This is a genomic window from Paraburkholderia phenazinium (assembly GCF_900142845.1).
GTDB classification, from domain to species: Bacteria; Pseudomonadota; Gammaproteobacteria; order Burkholderiales; family Burkholderiaceae; genus Paraburkholderia; species Paraburkholderia phenazinium_A.
In genome coordinates, this window is record NZ_FSRU01000002.1 from 742475 (window position 1) to 761173 (window position 18699).

At 63.1% G+C, this 18699-nt stretch carries 20 protein-coding genes; 14 read left to right on the forward strand and 6 right to left on the reverse strand.

Going from position 1 to position 18699, the window contains the following annotated elements; translation table 11 throughout:
- Nucleotides 1-74: 74 nt before the first annotated feature.
- From BUS12_RS20500 to BUS12_RS20515, 4 genes are all read left to right on the forward strand, one after another.
- On the forward strand, nucleotides 75-929 hold the full coding sequence (locus BUS12_RS20500; RefSeq protein ID WP_437123877.1) for a LysR family transcriptional regulator: 855 nt from the start codon (nucleotides 75-77) through the stop codon (nucleotides 927-929).
- Nucleotides 930-1110: 181 nt separating this feature from the next.
- The gene (locus BUS12_RS20505; protein ID WP_074298769.1) at nucleotides 1111-1452 is read left to right on the forward strand and encodes a PadR family transcriptional regulator; all 342 of its coding nucleotides are present in this window, start codon (nucleotides 1111-1113) and stop codon (nucleotides 1450-1452) included.
- On the forward strand, nucleotides 1449-2579 hold the full coding sequence (locus BUS12_RS20510) for a DUF1700 domain-containing protein (protein ID WP_074298770.1): 1131 nt from the start codon (nucleotides 1449-1451) through the stop codon (nucleotides 2577-2579). Before BUS12_RS20505 ends, BUS12_RS20510 begins: the two co-directional genes overlap by 4 nt.
- A gap of 94 nt (nucleotides 2580-2673) precedes the next feature.
- Nucleotides 2674-3471 (forward strand): BPSS1780 family membrane protein, encoded by a 798-nt coding sequence (locus BUS12_RS20515; protein WP_074298772.1) that lies wholly within the window; start codon nucleotides 2674-2676, stop codon nucleotides 3469-3471.
- 45 nt (nucleotides 3472-3516) lie between these two features.
- Here BUS12_RS20515 and BUS12_RS20520 read toward each other — a convergent pair whose 3' ends face one another.
- The gene (locus tag BUS12_RS20520; protein ID WP_074298774.1) at nucleotides 3517-3975 is read right to left on the reverse strand and encodes a GNAT family N-acetyltransferase; all 459 of its coding nucleotides are present in this window, start codon (nucleotides 3973-3975) and stop codon (nucleotides 3517-3519) included.
- A 75-nt stretch (nucleotides 3976-4050) separates the two neighbouring features.
- On the reverse strand, nucleotides 4051-4965 hold the full coding sequence (locus BUS12_RS20525) for an AraC family transcriptional regulator (protein WP_083640530.1): 915 nt from the start codon (nucleotides 4963-4965) through the stop codon (nucleotides 4051-4053).
- A gap of 102 nt (nucleotides 4966-5067) precedes the next feature.
- Here BUS12_RS20525 and BUS12_RS20530 point away from each other — a divergent pair, with 102 nt between their 5' ends.
- Entirely contained in the window at nucleotides 5068-5817 is a 750-nt protein-coding gene (locus BUS12_RS20530; RefSeq protein WP_074298778.1) for an SDR family oxidoreductase, read from the forward strand.
- 99 nt (nucleotides 5818-5916) lie between these two features.
- Nucleotides 5917-6675, forward strand: coding sequence for an SDR family oxidoreductase (locus BUS12_RS20535; RefSeq protein ID WP_074298780.1), 759 nt, complete (start codon nucleotides 5917-5919; stop codon nucleotides 6673-6675).
- A 452-nt stretch (nucleotides 6676-7127) separates the two neighbouring features.
- Here BUS12_RS20535 and BUS12_RS20540 read toward each other — a convergent pair whose 3' ends face one another.
- Entirely contained in the window at nucleotides 7128-7652 is a 525-nt protein-coding gene (locus BUS12_RS20540; RefSeq protein ID WP_074298782.1) for a DUF6998 domain-containing protein, read from the reverse strand.
- A gap of 39 nt (nucleotides 7653-7691) precedes the next feature.
- Between BUS12_RS20540 and BUS12_RS20545 the strand changes: the two genes are divergently transcribed.
- Nucleotides 7692-8264 carry a hypothetical protein gene (locus BUS12_RS20545; protein WP_074298784.1) on the forward strand — a complete coding sequence of 191 codons (573 nt, stop codon included), beginning with the start codon at nucleotides 7692-7694 and terminating at the stop codon, nucleotides 8262-8264.
- 503 nt (nucleotides 8265-8767) lie between these two features.
- Here BUS12_RS20545 and BUS12_RS20550 read toward each other — a convergent pair.
- Nucleotides 8768-9889: a type I restriction endonuclease gene (locus tag BUS12_RS20550; protein ID WP_074298787.1), complete on the reverse strand. Its 1122-nt coding sequence runs from the start codon at nucleotides 9887-9889 to the stop codon at nucleotides 8768-8770.
- Between the two features lie 1033 nt (nucleotides 9890-10922).
- On the opposite strand from BUS12_RS20550, the gene BUS12_RS20555 reads away from it, so the two are divergent.
- The 5 genes from BUS12_RS20555 to BUS12_RS20575 all read left to right on the forward strand — a co-directional run bounded on the left by BUS12_RS20555 (nucleotide 10923) and on the right by BUS12_RS20575 (nucleotide 14828).
- On the forward strand, nucleotides 10923-11225 hold the full coding sequence (locus tag BUS12_RS20555) for a Dabb family protein (protein WP_074298789.1): 303 nt from the start codon (nucleotides 10923-10925) through the stop codon (nucleotides 11223-11225).
- A gap of 102 nt (nucleotides 11226-11327) precedes the next feature.
- Complete coding sequence (locus BUS12_RS20560) at nucleotides 11328-11774, forward strand: PaaI family thioesterase (RefSeq protein ID WP_074301602.1); 447 nt, start codon at nucleotides 11328-11330, stop codon at nucleotides 11772-11774.
- A gap of 88 nt (nucleotides 11775-11862) precedes the next feature.
- Nucleotides 11863-12861, forward strand: a complete 999-nt coding sequence (locus BUS12_RS20565; protein ID WP_074298791.1) for an NADP-dependent oxidoreductase — start codon at nucleotides 11863-11865, stop codon at nucleotides 12859-12861.
- A gap of 34 nt (nucleotides 12862-12895) precedes the next feature.
- Entirely contained in the window at nucleotides 12896-13762 is an 867-nt protein-coding gene (locus tag BUS12_RS20570; RefSeq protein ID WP_074298793.1) for an SDR family oxidoreductase, read from the forward strand.
- Between the two features lie 91 nt (nucleotides 13763-13853).
- Nucleotides 13854-14828, forward strand: a complete 975-nt coding sequence (locus tag BUS12_RS20575) for an alpha/beta hydrolase (RefSeq protein WP_074298796.1) — start codon at nucleotides 13854-13856, stop codon at nucleotides 14826-14828.
- A 144-nt stretch (nucleotides 14829-14972) separates the two neighbouring features.
- Here BUS12_RS20575 and BUS12_RS20580 read toward each other — a convergent pair whose 3' ends face one another.
- Together BUS12_RS20580 and ygfZ are read right to left on the reverse strand one after the other, a co-directional pair.
- Nucleotides 14973-15803 (reverse strand): NRDE family protein, encoded by an 831-nt coding sequence (locus tag BUS12_RS20580; protein ID WP_074298798.1) that lies wholly within the window; start codon nucleotides 15801-15803, stop codon nucleotides 14973-14975.
- 55 nt (nucleotides 15804-15858) lie between these two features.
- Entirely contained in the window at nucleotides 15859-16911 is a 1053-nt protein-coding gene (ygfZ, locus tag BUS12_RS20585; RefSeq protein ID WP_074298800.1) for a CAF17-like 4Fe-4S cluster assembly/insertion protein YgfZ, read from the reverse strand.
- Between the two features lie 78 nt (nucleotides 16912-16989).
- Here ygfZ and mltG point away from each other — a divergent pair, with 78 nt between their 5' ends.
- Nucleotides 16990-18000 carry an endolytic transglycosylase MltG gene (mltG, locus tag BUS12_RS20590; protein WP_074301603.1) on the forward strand — a complete coding sequence of 337 codons (1011 nt, stop codon included), beginning with the start codon at nucleotides 16990-16992 and terminating at the stop codon, nucleotides 17998-18000.
- Entirely contained in the window at nucleotides 18000-18620 is a 621-nt protein-coding gene (gene tmk / locus BUS12_RS20595) for a dTMP kinase (protein ID WP_074298801.1), read from the forward strand. The genes mltG and tmk overlap by 1 nt, the downstream gene beginning before the upstream one ends.
- The last annotated feature ends 79 nt before the right edge of the window (nucleotides 18621-18699 follow it).

Genomic DNA, 18699 nt, shown 5'->3' on the forward strand with positions numbered 1-18699 from the left:
ATACTCGTCCATGCGAAACAGCATGTAAATCAACATCGATGCATGGGAATCAAACGAAAATGATTGGGCGCGAGATGGACTGGAGCGACGTGCGCATCTTCCTGGCCATTGCCCGGGCTGGCACGTTGGGCGCGGCGGCGCGGCAAGCCGGCCAGACCCAGCCGACGATGGGCCGGCGTCTGCGCGCGCTCGAGGAGGCGACGGGGCAAGCGCTGTTCCAGCGCACCCGCGACGGCTTCGTCCTGACCGACGAGGGCGCGGCGGTACTAGCCTATGCCGAGCGAATGGAAGAGGAGGCGCTTGGCTTCACCCGCGCGCTGGCCGGCAAGGACGCCCAGTTGACGGGCTTGCTGCGCGTGTCGTCGTCGGACTGGTTTGGGATCCACGTGTTGACGCCGGTGTTCGCGCGTTTTTTGGCCGGGCAGCGGGGCGTGTCGATCGAACTGGTGACGGATTCGCACCGCTACAACCTGGCGCGCCGCGAGGCGGATCTGGTGTTCCGCATCACACCGTTCGACGAGGCCGGCGTCATCCAGCGCAAGCTGATGCATATGGAGTACGCGTTGTACGGACGTCAGGATCTCGTCGCCCCGCAAGCAGGCGACGGCGAGGGCCACACGCTCGTCACGATGGACAGCGCGTTCGGGACGCTGCCCGACGTGGCGTGGGCCAAACGCATGCTGCCGAACGCGCGGATCGCGTTCGGCAGCAACAACCGTGGCGCGCAGGCGCGGATGTGTGCCGAGGGCGGCGGTTTTGCTGTGCTGCCGTGCCTGCTCGGCGACGCGACCGCCGGACTGCGGCGTATCGATCTGGGCGAAGCGCCGCCGGGCCGGGACGTCTGGTTCGGCTACCACCGCGACCTGCGCCGGGTGGCGCGCCTGCGGGCCTTGCTGGACGCGACGATCGAGGCGCTGGGCGAGAGTTGATGGGGCATGATCGCGTTGTGTCGGGGTTAAAACCACGATCCGGAGATATGTATAAAACGGTACCTTGCATAAAACAGTAGACCCTGCTACATTTCAGCCATGGTCACCGAGGCCATCAGTCCGCCCGGTGACAGTGCATAGCACGGTACCTTGCAACGCACACTACAATCCGTGGAATGTGATGAAAACGCAGTTAAAAAAAGGAACGCTCGATATGTGCGTACTGGCTGTCCTGGCCCGAGGGGATAGCTACGCGTACGAGCTGGTGTCGACGCTCGCTGAAACCATGGAAATCAGCGAAGGCACGATCTACCCTTTGATGCGCCGGCTGCAGGCCGAGGCATGGGTGTCGACCTACCTCGTCGAATCGAGCTCCGGGCCGCCGCGCAAATACTACTCGCTGACCGGAACCGGTCGCCGCAGTCTGCTGGAGATGGAAGACGAATGGCGCAGTTTCGTGGATGAGGTCAACGGCGTGCTTGGACAATCCGGCATAAAAATGAACCCAGGGGAAAACCCATGAAGCAGGAAGTATTCATTGAAGCGCTACGGCAGGAATTGAGCAGTCTGCCGAAGCATGCGGTCGATGAAATCATTGCGGACTATCGCGAGTACATCGGCGACGCGCTTGCCGCCGGGCGGCGCGAAGAAGAGGTGGTCGCGGCCCTCGGCGACCCGGTCAAGCTCGCTCGCGAACTGAAGGCGCAGGCGAATTACCGTCAGTGGCAAGACCGCCGGTCGTTCAGCAACCTGGTTCGCGTGATCATGTCGATTTCCGCGCTGGGCCTGCTGAACGTTCTGCTGCTGGTGCCGTTCATGGTGTACCTGGTCATTCTCACCGTCGGCTACGTTGTGTCCACGGGGTTGACCATCGCCGGGCTGGTTGGGGTGCTCGCCTTGAGCGGTCATCACTTCTTCGGCAAGCCCGGACATGGCACGGTGTCGTTCAACATCGACACCAACGCCAGCGCACCCGCCAATGCTGCCGCGGCCGGCGCGTCGGAGACGAAGGATGCGGACGACGATGGCGACGACGACACGCCGGGCAATCTGAAGAGCCTGAAGATCGTGGGCGACCGTTTCGTCTTCAATCTGCAGGACGACAGCAAGCTGGAGCTGGTGACGCGCTCCGGCTCGATCGAGATTCATAACGATGGCGACAACTTCCGCTTCGAGAGTTCGTCCGACGCTGCCCGGCATCTGCTGAAGAGGGGCGACGACGGTACGTGGAGCATCGCTCGCGACGAAGTGGTGACGCTAGAGTTGAAAGACGACGACGAGAAAGTATCGTTCGTGCGTTCCAGCACCGATCCCAAGTCGGGCGTCTGGGACATTTCGAGCGACGACGGCGACAACGTCAAGCTCGAGCAGGACGAGCAGGGCAAGACCCATCACCTGACGGCGCATAGCGGCCAGGACACGGTGGACATCGCCGACGGCAAGGTTGCCATCAACGACGGTCACAACGTGATCCGGGTGGCGGGATCGGACGGCAAGTACACCTACGCGATCGTGATGCTGCCCATCGGTCTGCTCGGTCTTGCGCTCTGCATCTGGCTGACGCGGATTACCTGGCGCGGCATGGCGCGCTACGTGAAGCGGCAAATCGACGTCGTCTCGGCGAGTCTCGACCGCCAGCAGACGTCCTGAAGAAGCACGGGAAGTACCCGAATACCGAAGTACCGGATATCTGAACCCTTAGTAGTCCGTATAACCACTTTTCGCTTTAAAAGAGGAAATCGTCATGAACATCGATTATCCGAGCGACGTTTCTAAGGAAACCCGTCTCCATCGTGTCCCGGCACTGCCTTTTTCCGGTGGAAGAGAAGTCAATCCCCTGCGGATTGCCGACTGGTTGATGAGCGGCTTGCGTGCCGCCGGCGTGCAGCCGGTGCTGTGGCTCAGCGTGTTGCTGATCTGCGCCGATTTCGCGACCGCGCTGGTGTTCCTGCCGCTGTTGCGTCCGCTGGCGGTGCTGCTGGCGCCGCTCGTCGTGGGTGGGTTGATGGTGATTCAGGACGGCGCCACGAAGGACCAGCCGGTGTCGCTGCGCGAAGCGTTCGCGGCGCTGGCGCGGCGCAGCAACGCGCTGTGCGTGATCGGGTTGTACGGCGCGGCGATCGTTGCCGTCGGTTACGTGATCCTGCTGGCGACGTTCCATGTTTCGTTGAACGCCTCGGTCACATCTAGCGGCGTGCATAACCTGTCGATCAGCTACGGTGGCGACCACGGCGTGCGCGGCGCGCTTGAATCGCTGCTCGGCGCGTCGATCTTTGCGGTCGCGATTGCTTCGGCCTGCTTTGCGCCGGCACTGGTGATGCTGCACGACATGACCCCGCATGACGCGATGATCGCAAGCCTGAGCGGTGCCGCACGCAACTGGCCTGTGACGCTGATGTACTTCGCCGCGATGACGGTGGCCGTGCTGTTCGCACCGATGGTGCCGCTGGCGCTGCGCGCCCTGGTGCTGACGCCGCTTCTGACCGCTGTGCCGATGCTGTCGATCTACGGCGCCTACCGGGATGTTTTCCTCGGACGCTGAGCGGGGACCTTGGTGGGTACGCGGACGGGCTGGAAGCGGTCTGCGTTAGCGTTGCAGCAGATCCTTCTCCATGAAAACGCTCAACGGATCGGGCCGGTAGTCCGCGAACGGCTCGCGGGCAACGAAGCCGGCCCGGCCGTAGAGACCGAGCGCCGAATGGCTGTCGATGCCGGTTTCCAGACGCAGCCAGCGCACGCCGTGCGCACGCGCCTGATGCTCGAGCTTCGCGAGGATGGCTTTGGACAGTCCCTGGCCACGAGCCTGCGGCTCCACCCACATGCGCTTGATCTCGGCCCAATCGCCTTTCAGGACCACGGCGCCGGTCGCCAGCGCTTCGCCGGCGGCGTCGCGGGCGACATGAAACAGCACGCCAGGTTCGCGCAACGAATCGAGCGGCAAGAGATGGTTGCTCTCCGCCGGATAAAGCTTCGCGGCTTCTGCGTCGCCATGTTCGAGCAGGGCGATGATGTCGGGCTGGGCGGGATCTTCGATAGCGATGTTCATGTGTGACGGGGTCGTTGTAAGCGGATGGTCAGGCAGGCGTGAGCGTATCAAAGGTGGCGGAAGCGTGCTTGCGTTTCAGGTGGGGGCAACCGCCTGTTCCTCGCGCGCATACTGCGTCGGCGGCCGGCCGACGTGCCGCGTGAAGGCGACGCTGAAGGTGCTGGCGGAGCTATAGCCGACGCGCTGCGCAATCTCGGCGATACGGCCTTCATTGCGGCGCAGCAGGTCCTTCGCGAGCGCCATGCGCCAGGTGAGCAGATATTCCATCGGCGCGATGCCGACCGCTCGGCTGAAGCGCTCAAAAAAGGTCGAGCGCGACAGCGCAGCCTCCTTCGCCAGTTCGGCAACCGTCCACGCGCGGGTCGGGTGCGCGTGCATGCCGCGGATCGCGGCCGCGAGGCGGCCGTCGGCGAGTCCGCGCGCGAGGCCCGGCGATGCGTGGGTTCCGGTTGTAGAGCGCAGTGCCTCGATGAGCAGCACTTCCAGCAGCCGTGCGAGCACGACCTCGCGCGCGGGCCGCTGTTCGCGCGACTCGTCCCGCACGAGTTGCACGAGCGTGGCGAGCCGCTGCTCGCCGCGGACATGCACGAATTGCGGCAGCAGCGAGACCAGCAGCGACGCATCGGGCGAACCGAAGCTGCAGTGGCCCACCATCATGCGCACGTCGGCCGGGCCGTCCGGGACGCCGACTCTGAATTCATTGTTGCCCAGCGCGACGGGTGCCGCCGTCTCGACGTCCGCTGGCGGCGGCTCGAGACTGGACATCGCGACGCCATAAGCCGCGGGAATCAGGACGAAGTCACCCGACCGGAGCGCGATCGGCTCGTGTCCGTCGATTGCAATGCGGCTGCCACCCTCGAGGATCGCGCAATAGAACGGCTCGCCGGCATCGGAGCGGCTGACGCGCCAGGCGCCCGCTCCGAGAACGAGTTTGGAGAACCGGGCACCCGGCTGCAGCAGCGTGACCACTTCGGCCAGTGGATCGATCATCGCCGGACTCCTGCAAATGAAATTCGGATGATTGATTGTAGCAAGTACGGACTCGGCGATCTATCGTAGGGGCATACGCAATCCACCCCCACAGGAGTACCTATGCCAACCGTCCTGATCTCCGGCTGCTCGTCCGGATTCGGCCTTGAGATCGCCCGCTACTTCCTTGCCCGCGACTGGCAGGTCATCGCCACGATGCGCACGCCCCGTGCCGACCTGCTGCCGCCTTCAGAGCGTCTGCGCGTCCTGGCGCTCGACGTCACGAATCCGCAGAGCATTCGCGAGGCGGTCGAGGCCGCGGGCCCGATCGACGTCCTCGTCAACAACGCGGGTTTCGGCGCGGCGTCGCCGGCCGAACTCGTGCCGCTTGCGACGGTGCGCGATCTGTTCGAAACCAACACCTTCGGCACGATCGCGCTGACGCAAGCGGTGTTGCCGCAGTTTCGGCAGCGCGGGGCCGGCGTCGTGGTGAACGTCACGTCGAGCGTGACGCTGAGGGCGCTGCCGCTGATCGCCGCGTACCGCGCAAGCAAGGCGGCCGTGAACGCGTTCACCGAGTCGATGGCGCTGGAGATGGAGCCATTCGGCGTGCGGGTGCGCCTCGTGCTGCCGGGCCGTGCGCCCGACACCCGGTTTGGCGACAACGCGCGCGCCCACATGCACGGCTTCGACCACGAGGCCTACGCCGAGCTCGTCAAGCAGGTCATGGCGCACTTAGGGGACACCTCTGCCCCGGTCACGCGGGCACAGGACGTCGCCGAAGCCGTGTGGCGGGCGGCGACCGACCCGTCATCGCCGCTGCACATTCCGGCCGGCGCCGACGCGCAAGCATGGGCGGCCGAGCGTCGCTGAGCGGCCGGCGTCACCGCTTTGACGCGAGAAGCAAAACCGGCTTCCGAGCAATACAGCGCAACACCACGCAACACAGCGCAACACCACCAGGAGATTGCCATGCAGGATAAACCCGTCGCTCTCGTCACCGGGGCTAATCAGGGAATCGGTCTTCAGATCGCCAAGGATCTCGTGGGCCACGGCTTCACGGTGCTGGTCGGGTCGCGCGATCTCGTGCGCGGCGAGGCTGCGGCCACCGAGGTCGGACCGCAGGCCCACGCACTCCAGCTCGACGTGACGGATCACGCTTCGATCACGGCCGCGGCACAGCGCGTGCGCAACGAATTTGGCCGCCTCGACGTGCTGATCCAGAATGCGGCCATCTCGAACACCAGGAAGCAGCCCGGTCAGTCCGTCGAGGCGTACTCGAAGACGACCCGTCCGAGCAACGTCTCACTCGACGAAATGCGCGCAGTGTGGGACACCAACGTGTTCGGCGTGCTGGCCGTGTACCAGGCGATGCTGCCGCTGCTGCGTGAAGCGCCGGCTGCCCGCATCGTCAACGTATCGAGTGGCGTCGGTTCGCTCACGACGAACTCGGATCCGGCCTTCGCCTACCGGGCGATCTTCGGCCCTGTCTACCCCGCATCGAAGACGGCGCTTAATGCGTTGACCGTCGCCATGGCGCTCGAACTGGAGCCGGAGGGCATCAAGGTCAACGCGGTTTCGCCGGGCTATACCCGGACGAATCTCAACGGCTATTCGGGCACGGAGACGGTCGAGGAGGGCGCGCGCGAAGCGGTGCGCGTCGCGCTGCTGGGTCCGGACGGTCCCACCGGGACGTTCACGCGCTGGGAAAACGAAACGATCCCATGGTGATGTCGTCCTGATTCTGATCCAGCGCCTGAGCGGCGGTACCGGCGCGGGTACCGCCGTCACCGTCTCGCCACCATCGCTTCAAGTCCCCCTGTTTCGCCTCAACATAACGACCCCCTCAGTCCGTAAGTTTGATAGGCGCAAACCTTGGGCTACCCGACCGCGAGGCGCTCTAGTTCGGTGGACGCTCTGCACCGCACGGTTAGGACCTTTTACGCTTCGCCCGGTTCTCTGCACGGGTTTTGAATTCGTCATAGCGATCAGCAAGATCGTAGACATATTCGACAATCGCATTTGCGAAGGTTTGTAGATCGCCCGTGTCTTCTCTCGAAATGCCGGCGTCTTCTGGATAAGCGGCGGGATTTTGAAGCCTAAATTTCGTGCATGGTCTGGAGGAGTGCACGTAACCGATCGGTTTCGTGCAGGCCCGGAATCAAACGAACGGCGAGCTGTCCTCAACGTGCAAACGTATGACTCACGTATTCGACGGTGCGATCGACTGCCGGGGATTGGGGAATCCTGTCCGAGATCGCTACGCGCTTCGCGAGAGCGTGGATGCCTGCAAGAGCAAGCACCTTCGTACCCTCCCATTTGTCTGGTAGCATCGCACGGACTGGCGCCTCAGGACCGTTGTAGACAACGACGGCCACGCTTCTTTCGAAGTCGAGGGCGAAGAAAAGCAAGTAGTCAGCGCGTCCTTTGCCTGGTGTGAACGCCGGACCGGTATTGCGCTTCCCTGTCGCCTTAACTTGAACGGTCTTCCCTGATCTTGTGCGCGCGTCGACGCCCCCCGTGCGCTTTTCTGGGACCAGCAGATCGAAGTGATGTAGAGCCAGTGCCTCGGCGATGTCGCCAACGAGTCGCCCATCAAGAGTGAACTTCAGGCCGGTGTCTGCATAGTGTTTTGCGAGCTCCTGTTGTGCGGTCCACAAGCCCTTTACCGCATGAGGCAATTGAAGTGTAATTGGGGTGTCGAGCATCTATTCTTCCTTTTTGACTTGTTCCTGCAAGGCTCTGAAATGGATCGTGCATGGCTGCGCTTTGCCCAGAAGCTTGAATATCGAGATCCAGTACGTCTCTTGAAGGATTTCCGGAAAGTTGAATCGCGGATCGCGACGTCGAATACTCCCAAGAAAATTAAGAGTTTACGAACCAACAGCCTAAGGGAGTTTAGGGAACTTCGTGAGGCGGCAATATTCTGTCATGGGATGTCCCAGCGACTTGGTCAGAAGGTCTTTGTCGGCAAGGGGGAGTCACAAGACTATGATTTTGTTGCATCGTGGGTCACGGAAGGCAAGCAACATCTGGCTCCCGTCCAAATCAAAGAAGTAGTTCCAGTTGATCTAAATTCGAAGGCATCCGTGCAAGCTACGGTCGACGCGTTGACGAAATACGTCGACTCTGATGAACTCACAGTGGCCATCCACCTTAACCGGCAGACCTCGTTCGACCCTGTCCAGTTGGTTGTGCCGGCCCTGAACATTGCGGCGCTTTGGGTGTTTGCTGCGTTAGCAGCCGATCAGTCAGTTTGGGGATTGTGGGGCAATTTCATGGAGAGCCCGTCTGGGATGCGCTTCCGATATCCAGTTTAATCGCGACAACGTGAGCCAACGCGCGCACCCCATGCATGGACGGTCCGTCAAGAAGTCTCGCGTCCAGGTTCTCCGTCACCAAGACTTTGGTCAAGGTGTGCCGGTGCGTAAGCCAGGCCGATCTAATGCTAGATTCCGGCCGTTTGGGGATGGCGGGGGGAAATGCCCCAAATTTGCGCCCTCAATGCAATCAATAGGTTAGCCAAGGGGCACAACGCATTTGAGAAGTCCGGTGCGACGATAGAAGGCAACTTCAGCCAAAGCGAGGGCCGTCCGAAACGGTTGGCCGACGGACCGTTGACCAGCCCGCTTTCACGCACTGCCGGCGCATCAGGTCAAGTCGTAACTTCTGCCGATGCGAACAAGAGCGAGCTACCCAACTAGCGTTGGCAGTACTTCTTGTACTTGAATCCTCTACCGCAAGAGCCCGGCGCGTTGCGACCGATCTTCGTTTGGGGACTCTTGCCTTTAAGCAACGCCGCGAACGTATCCGTCAGGCAGAGCTATACGGTTCGTACCGCAGCGACATCATCAGTATTTTCCTTCGTTGTATCGGCCTTCACGTACGCCCCCACGCACGCCTTCAGGCGGTCGTCGAAATCGAAAATCTGGTCGACGCTTGTGATGGGCACTCGTTCTTCTTCTTTGCTTCCGTTGAACAGTCCAATGACAAGTCGATTTTCGTTGTTGAACCGCAATCGACAGATCGGCTTGCGATTGTTGTCGTCAAACAGAACAGCGCAGTAGCTTGCCGCAGCGCGTATGGAAATCCGCGCCGGTTTCACCAAGGGGCGAAGGATCGCACGGACAATTTGGAACGCTTCTAATTCGGCCTCCGAGGGCGCAAGCACCTCCTCACCATCAGGGGATGCCTCCAGAGCAGGTTGGGTTATGGGAGCGGCTATTGGCTCAGGCGTCATTGCGCCCTTGAGTCGCTCATTGATCTTGTCGCTCACGAGCTGCTGGAATGCCTGCTTGGTGACCTGCGTAAAAAGGTCCTTCACCGCGTTTCTAAATTGCTTTCCTGCTAGGAATTCTGCCGACGCGAGGCGGACAAACTCTTCTGGAGGATTGGTCATCCATTCGTTCAGCGTGTTCTGGATCGATCGGGTGTATTTGAGGTGATTCGCTGTAGTTAGTATGGTCTCGACGTCGAACGTAGCCTTGGCAAATTTCTTCAGTTCTTCTACGTCCTGCTCTCGGAAATCCAGGATGTTGAACTCGAAGAATGGTTTGTCATCCATCTTGTTTGCTTTTTCGAGGTCTGTGAAAAATCTGTAAACAATACCGTTCGTTAGGACGCCAAATCGTGCCTCAGTCACATGAAAGTAGCGAAACAACTGGCTTGCATGGTTGATATGCAAATCGCCACCGCTCTTCTTGCACTCAAACAGCATAATGGGCTGCCCATCTTTCAGGATCGCGTAATCAACCTTTTCGCCCTTTTTCGTCCCGACGTCGGCTATCAACTCCGGTGTTACTTCTTGGGGATCGAATACGTTGTATCCCAGTAGCTGGATGAACGGCATGACCATTGCGTTTTTGGTTGCCTCTTCAGTCTGCAGCATATCCTTCGCAAGCGCCACACGGGACGCAAGAGCTCTGACTTGGTCGATGAAATCCATTTTTTGGTCCTTTATCGTTATGATTCTCGGTCAATTTCGTGCAGTTTCGGAAATTCTGGATGTCTACGCGAGTTTTTGCAAGATGCACAATAGGAAAAGTTGCCGATGGTTTTGCAGTGAGTCATCGCCGAGGTCGCCGAAACGCGAACAATAGGCGATCGTCTAAAATCTGCGGAGCTTCGCAAAAAGGCATCACCTTGCCTCTACATGATCGGGGTCGAGAAAGCTTGCATTCACCAAACGATGAAAACAGGCAACCACGAAGAGTGGGCTAGACCCGGCATCGATGGCTGAGGTGGCGAACCGGCAAAGTCTATGCGAATTGTTGGATTTTGCGAACGCGGAAACAGACACTGCGACCGCGATCTGGCTGTAATAACGCAGGTGAGACTGCTAACAGTGAGGAAATATCTGATTGGCCCTCTCGCAGGAATCCTCCATTCGCCAGCGTTCGGATCAATCTCCTCTCATTTGGCGCAACACAGCCCGATCGTGCGGGTGAATAACATCACTATCGCTGGTAACTTGACGGCAAGCACGGTAGGCCTGCTCTGGTAAAAGGGTAACGCGCGGCAACTGGCAGCGATCTCGTAACGGCCCAAATCCCGCGAATGCACCGTCCGCTGGCTTTATCACAGCGCGCCGCAGCACGGATGCGGGGTCGGCGTCCGCTCGCGAAGCGGTGCGCGTCGCGCTGCTGGGTCCGGACGGTCCCACCGGGACGTTCACGCGCTGGGAAAACGAAACGATCCCATGGTGATGTCGTCCTGATTCAGCGCCTGAGCGGCGGTACCGGCGCGGGTACCGCCGCCACCGTCTCGCCACCATCGCTTCAAGTCCCCCAGTTTCGCCTCAACATAACGACCCCCTCAGTCCGTAAGTTTGATAGGCTTGGAAGTTGCCTCAGCCTGCCTGATCCATGCGTCTGTCAATGCCCTGCTCTGGAGCGTGGGTATTGAACGACGCCGCGAGGCAAGCCGGGCAAGCACCTTAACTCTCTCTTTACGGACTGGCGGGCACCGCCAGCAACACCATGATTCGACACATCGTCATGTGGAAACTGAAGGAATCGGCACAAGGCGCGAGCCGCGCGGAAAACGCTGCCAAGCTCAAGGAAAAGCTCGAAGGCTGCCGCGACATCGTCCCGGGCATCCTGCACCTCGAAGTGGGGCTGGCCGGGCCGGGTCTCGAATCGACCTATGACGTGGTGGTGCTGTCCGACTTCACCGACAAGGCCGCGCTCGACGCCTACCAGGTTCATCCCACGCATCTGGCGCTCAAGGATTTCGTCGGCGCGGTGCGTGAAACGCGCGAATGTGTCGACTACGTCGTCTGACACGCAGCAATGACTGATTCGCAGAAAGAGGCCGGCCACCCGGAGTCCGGCCATTCCGCCGCGGCTCCCGCTGCGCCCGGCGTTGCCCCCAACGCATTGGCCGTGCTCGAAAGTCCCTTTGTCGATCTCCTCGGCGTGCAACTGGTGTCCGCCGCGGACGGTGTCAGCGAAGTCGTTCTGCCGCTCGCGCCGGACCATATGAACACGTGGGCGGTCGCCCATGGCGGCGTGACCATGACGCTCGCCGACGTCGCGCTGGCCATGGCCGCGCGCAGTCTGGCGGGCGACGGCGTCGGCGTCGTCACGGTGGAAATGAAGGTCAACTTCATGCAGCCGGGGCGCGGCGAGTTGCGCGCTTCTGCGCGCGTCCTGCATCGTTCGACTACGATGGCCTATTGCGAAGGCGAGATCCGCGATAGCGAAGGCCATTTCGTCGCCAAGGCGCTCGGCACTTTCAAGTACATGCGGCGTCTTGCCGTGGGCCGCGACGTGACGCATCAGCGTCTGCGCAGCGACCCGTCCGCGAAACCCGGTCCCAGCGACGGTTGATGGCGGCGCCGGGACGTGCCAATGCGCACGTCCCGCGCGGCACGTCGACCGGTGGCCGGCCTTACCTAAAATTATGGAGACGATCGTCATGACCCAGATCAACCGTCAACTCGTGCTTGCCTCGCGTCCGGAAGGCGCGGCCACAACGGACAACTTCAGGCTCGTCGAAACGCCGCTGGCGCCGCTTGCGGAAGGGCAGTTTCGCGTGCGCAATCACTATCTGTCGCTCGATCCGTACATGCGCGGTCGCATGAACGACAGCAAGTCCTATGCAGCGCCGCAGCCGCTCGACGAAGTGATGATCGGCGGCACCGTGGGCGAAGTGGTGGAGTCGAAGCATCCGAAGTTCGCCGCGGGCGACAAGGTGGTCGCGATGTTCGGCTGGCAGGAATACGGCACCTCCGACGGCACTGGCGTGCGCAAGGTCGACGACACCCATGTGCCGCTCTCCGCCTATCTCGGCTCGGTGGGCATGCCGGGCGTCACCGCGTGGTACGGGCTGAACCGCATCATCGCGCCCAAAGCCGGCGAGACGGTGGTGGTCAGCGCGGCGAGCGGGGCGGTCGGCAGCGTCGTCGGGCAACTGGCGAAGCTGGCGGGGGCACGGGCGGTCGGCATCGCCGGCGGCGAGGACAAGTGCCGCTATGTGGTCGAGAGCCTCGGCTTCGACGCCTGCGTCGACTACAAGGCCGGCAATCTGTATCAGGACCTCAAGGCGGCGACGCCGGAGGGTGTCGATGGCTACTTCGAGAATGTCGGCGGCGAGGTGCTCGACGCAACGCTCGCGCGGATGAACGCGTTCGGCCGCATCGCGCTGTGCGGGATGATTGCCAACTACGACGGCGAACCTCTGCCGCTCAAGCGTCCGGCGTTGTTGCTCACGCAGCGCTTGCTGGTGCAAGGCTTTATCGTCAGCGAGCATCCGGACGTGTGGCCCGAAGCGCTCACGCAACTCGGCACGCTCGTCGCGCAAAAGAAACTGCATTATCGCGAGAGCATCGCGCAGGGGCTCGAACGGGCGCCCGAGGCGTTTATCGGCCTGCTCAAAGGCAAGAACTTCGGCAAGCAACTGGTCAGGCTGATCTGACGTTGCGCGTTCAGGACACTAGCGGAGACACCTGATGTTCGAGTTCGAAGGCAAAGTGGCGGTCATCACCGGCGCGGCGAGCGGCTTTGGGCGCGCGTTTGCGGAACAGGGCGCGGCGCTCGGCATGAAGCTGGTGCTGGCCGACGTCGATGGCGCCGCGCTTGCGCAAACCGTCGAGGCCTTGCGTGTGGCCGGCGCCGATGCGATCGGCGTGCCGACCGACGTCGCCGACGCCACCCAGGTCGAAGCGCTGGCGCTGGCGGCGCTCGACGCGTTCGGCAAGATTCATCTGCTGTTCAACAACGCGGGCGTGGGCGCCGGCGGCTTCCTGTGGGAAGGCACGGCGAACGACTGGGCGTGGGTGTTCGGCGTCAACGTGATGGGCGTCGCGCACGGCGTGCGCGTGTTCACGCCGATCATGCTGCGGCAGAACGAGCCGGCGCATATCGTCAATACGGCTTCGGTGGCGGGGTTGTTGTCGCCGCCCGCGATGGGCATCTACAACGCCTCCAAACACGCGGTCGTCTCGTTGACGGAGACGCTCTATCACGATCTGCAGAACGCGGGCGGACAGGTGGGGTGTTCGCTGCTGTGTCCGGCCTTCGTGCCGACCGGCATCGCCAACGCCGAACGCGCCCGTCCCGAGACCTTGCGTAACGACGCGGCGCCGACCCGCTCGCAACTCGCCGCGGGCAAGCAACTGCAGCGGGCCGTGCAGTCGGGCAAGCTCAGCGCGAAGGATGTCGCGGAGCTCACGTTCGAGGCGATCGAAGCAGGGCGCTTCTACATCATCACGCACCCGGCGATCCTGCCGACCGTGCATCTGCGCCACGAGGACATCGAACAGCAGCGCAATCCGACCGATCCGCTCTCGCTCAAGCCGGAGGTCAAGGGCGAGTGAAGGGCGAGTGAAGGGTAAGGGGGCGCTGCGGCTTCATGGCATCATACGGCGCTCACTCCACCCATGGCGCGCCCGCGCCGCCCGACGCACGATGCCGCTGAATCCGCAGATCGAGTTGATACTCGACATGATCGCGCGCGCGAAGCGCCCGCCGTACCACACGCTCACCGCGCAGGAGGCGCGTGCTTCTTACGAGAAGAGCGCGCCGATTCTGGAGATTGCCGGTGCGCCGATGTTCTCCGTCGAGGATCTCGCGGTGCCGACGCGCGACGCGGCGACGATCCGCGCACGGCTCTATCAGCCAGCGGAGCCGAGCTGGGCTGAGCCCGCGCCGGCGCTCGTGTACTACCATGGCGGCGGCTTTACGGTCGGCAGCGTCGACACGCATGACGCCCTGTGCCGGATGTTCGCGCGCGACGCGCGCTGCATGGTGCTGTCGGTCGATTATCGGCTTGCGCCGGAACATAAATTTCCCACTGCCGTGAACGATGCGTTCGATGCGTTGCACTGGCTGCACGCCAATGCCGCGCTGTATGGCGTCGACTCGGGGCGAATCGCCGTCGGCGGCGACAGCGCGGGCGGTACGCTCGCCACGGTCTGCGCGGTACTGGCACGCGATGCCGGTCTGCCGCAACTGGCTTTGCAACTGCTGATCTATCCGGGCACGTCCGGGCATCAGCAGACCGACTCTCATGCTCGGCTCGCTGAGGGCTATCTGCTTTCGAGCGACACCATCCAATGGTTTTTCGAGCAGTACGTTCGCGACGCGGGCGATCGCGACGACTGGCGTTTTGCGCCGCTCGACGGCACGCGCGGCGCACCGGTGTTCGGCGGCCTCGCGCCCGCCTGGATTGCGACGGCGGAATACGATCCGCTGAGCGACGAGGGCGCTGCGTACGCAGAGAAGCTGCGCGCGGCGGGTAACGAAGTCACGCTCAAGCGGTACGCCGGCATGATCCACGAGTTCTTCAAGATGGGCGGCTTCGTGCCGGAGGTGGCGCAGGCTCATGCGGATGCGGCGGGGGCGCTGCGTCTGGCGTTCGGGGTCGATCCGGAGTCGGACTGAACGTCGAAGCCCGAAGCCCGGATCGAAGGCGCAAGCCCGAAGCCCGAAGCCCGAAGCCCGAAGCCCGAAGCCCGAAGCCCGAAGCTCGAAGCCCGAAGCCCGAAGCCCGAAGCCCGAAGCCTGAATCGAAGGCGCAAGCCCATCTCAGCGCTCGATGTTGAACGCGAAACTGCGCTCGAAGTCCCCCGGCCGGACCACACGATGCGAGCCGTTGTCGTCGCTGCGTTCGGCGACGGCGGCGCTGAGATGCTCGCCATGCGTGCAGTTCGCCACCACTCTCAACGCCGTCGTACCGCGCGTGCCGTATTCCGGCGACTCGATGAACGCCGCCGACAACACCCGCTCGCGTTCGAGCGGAATCCCGGTCGACGGCAACTCGTCGTCGCGGGCGAGCTGCGGATCGCGCATCAGATCGATGAGCCGTTCGAGCGGCACCAGCGGATCCGCGGCCAGCAGCCCGCCTAGCTCCGCGCGCTTGCGCACGAGCTTGGGCCAGGGTGTGTCGAGTACGGCATTGGAGATGCCATGCGTGCCGGCTGCGAGCAAGGCAGGACCCGTCGCCGACCGGTTGCAATACCAGCCGAGTTCACGCCGCGACCAGTCGCCGACCAGCAGGTTAAAGCCGTCATAGATTTCGCCGTCCTGCGCGACTTGCTGCAGGTAATCGAGCGGCGCGAGCCCGGCGGACGATTCGCCCAGCAGCCAGTTGCTCACCAGCGTGCCGCGCGTGGGCGCATCGGGACGCATTTCGTGCGGCGCCCGGTAGTTGGTCAGCGCCGCGAAGCGGCCGTCGCGCGTCATGCCGAGCCATGTGCCGCCGCCCAGCAGATCGCGTCCGGCCAGCAAACCCGGCGCCTCGGACCACCAGTGCATTGGCTCGGCGGTACGGCGAAAGAACTCGTCGCGGTTGGCGGCAAGCGTAAAGAGCGGTCCGTCGACCGCAGCGGGCCGCCAGTCGAAGACGATCAGGCACATCGGGGGGCGTCTCCCGCAGTGGGGTGAGGGTGCGCGGCACTCGCGCGAGGCCGCCTCAAACCTCGGCGGGCAGCGCGTACGGCAGCGGCAGGAACGTCAGCGCCGGCCCCTCGGCCGAGCCCAGATGCACCGTACCGGTTTCCAGCGCCGCCAGCTTGACCTCCACCAGCACGTCCACGCCGCCGTCCGGCGCCGAGGCGGCATTGACGACCATGCCGCACGGCTGCCCCGGATCGTCCGAATGGAACACTTCCGCACCCGCCAAAACCGACTCCAGCTCGCCGGCGACGTTCGCGAGCGCCGTGCGCCGCTTGATCGTGCCGCGATACTGGCTGCGCGCGACCACTTCCTGGCCCGGATAGCAGCCCTTGCGGAAATTCACGCCGCCGAGTACGTCGAAGTTGACCATCTGCGGCACGAACTGCTCGACCACCGGCTGGGTGATGCGCGGCTCGCCGGCGCGGATATCGAGCCAGTCCCACACGGCCGCCGAGGCGTGCGTGAGCTTGCCCTCTAGCACCGGCAGGCGCGCTTCGACCTCGGCCTTCGGTCCGACCCACAGATAACGCAGGCGCCCGAGCGCGTCCGGCACGCGGATCAGCGCACCCGCCGGGCCGTCCACCTTGACGTGCACGCCGTCCGGCACGGCGTCGAACACGCCCGAGAGCGCCTTGCGCACGTCGCCCGCGAGACCCACCACGGCGAGTTCGCCGCTGGCGTCCGTGAGCTTCGCCTTGGCGCGCAGCACGAACATCGACAGCCGTTTTTGCACTGCGGCCTGGACGTCTTTCGACACCAGCAGACGGATCGTCTCGCCGCTGCGCCAGCTCAGAAACGATGCCAGCAGACGGCCCTTGGCCGAGCAGTAGCCGGCCAGACGGACGTTGGCCGCTTCCAGATGCTGGGTGTCGTTGGTCAACTGGCCGTGCAGGAAGCTCGCCGCATCGTCGCCGGTCGCATCGATGACGCCGAATTGCGTGAGCGGCATATAGGCGCCGTGTGCCGTCACCGCCTCGAATTCCTCGCGCGCGGGGCGCGGCAGCGGGGCGAGCGTGACCGGCGAGGCGGCGGAAGCGGTGCCGGGAGCAGAAGCGAGCGGTGCGTTCATGGATTCAGAGAGCAGTCAATTGTGACTTTAGCTAGGGCAAGCAAGTATTATATGGGGTCCACCCCAGCCATGTTTCGCATGTCCCTTCTGAAGAAATGTCTCGTTGCCGGCACGATCGTCGTTGCGCTGGCCGCAGCCGCCATTGCCGGCGGATACCATTGGGCCAACACCCCCATCAGCCTGACACCCCCGCAACTCGACGTCACCGTCAAACCGCACAGCAGCCTGCGCAGCGTCACGCTGCAGCTAAACCGCGGCGGCGTGCCGGTCGAACCGGAGCTGTTCGTCGTCATGACGCGCCTGCTCGGGCTGCAAAGCGAGCTCAAATCGGGCAACTACGAGTTCAAGAGCGGCGTGACGCCGTATGAAGTCCTGCAGAAGATCGCCCGCGGCGACGTCAACGAATACGTCGCGACGATCATCGAGGGCTGGACTTTCAAGCGCATGCGCGCCGAGCTGGACACCAATCCGGCGCTCACGCACGACACGGCCGGCATGACCGACGCCCAGTTGCTCTCCGCGATCGGCGCACCGGAAGCGACGCTCGGCAACGGCGAAGGGTTGTTTTTCCCCGACACGTATCTGTTCGACAAGAACACCAGCGACCTCGACGTCTACCGCCGCGCCTATCACCTGATGCGCGAGCGCCTCGACGAAGCGTGGATGGCACGAGCGCCAGGGCTGCCGTACAAAACGCCTTATGATGCACTGACCATGGCGTCGATCATCGAAAAGGAAACCGGCAAGGCCTCGGACCGGCCGATGGTCGCGGCGGTGTTCGCCAACCGGCTGCGCGTGGGCATGCCGCTGCAGACCGATCCGACGGTGATCTACGGCATGGGCGACAGCTATACGGGCCATCTGCACAAGCGCGATCTGCTGACCGACACTCCTTACAATACCTATACGCGGATGGGCCTGCCGCCCACTCCCATCTCGCTGCCGGGGGTCGCGTCGCTGCAGGCGGCGCTGAACCCGGCGCAAACCACCGCGCTGTACTTCGTGTCGCGCGGCGACGGCAGCAGCATTTTTTCTGACACACTCGGCGATCACAACAAGGCCGTCGACAAATATATTCGAGGGCAATGATGGCGCGGGGCAAATTCATCACGTTCGAAGGCATTGACGGTGCGGGCAAGACCACCCATCTCGCGTGGTTTCGCGAGCGCCTCGAACAGCACATCGCGGCGGGCGGCCGGTCGGTCGTCATGACGCGCGAGCCGGGCGGCACCGCGCTCGGCGAGTCGCTGCGCGAGATCCTGCTGCACCAGAAGATGGACCTCGAAACCGAGGCCCTGCTGATGTTCGCGGCGCGCCGCGAGCACCTGGCCCAGGTGATCGAGCCGGCGCTGGCGCGCGGCGACTGGGTGCTGTCGGACCGCTTCAGCGACGCGACTTTCGCCTATCAGGGCGGCGGCCGCGGCCTGCCGCGCGACAAGCTCGAAGCGCTCGAGCGCTGGGTGCAGGGCGGCTTCCAGCCGGACCTGACGCTGCTGTTCGACGTGGCGCCGGATACCGCCAGCGAGCGGCGCAGTTCGGCGCGCGAGCCGGACCGCTTCGAGAGCGAATCGGATGCGTTTTTTACCCGCACCCGTGCCGAGTATTTGCGCCGCGCGGAAGAAGCGCCGTACCGGTTCGCTATCATTGACTCTTCGCAGAGCATTCCGCACATTCAGAAAAGACTCGAAGAGTTGATCTCAACGCTTTGATTTTAAATAAATATAAACGCCAATTATAACGAGTTGCCAGCTAGCGCCGGACTCGAACAAGCGCTGTCAACCGATTGAA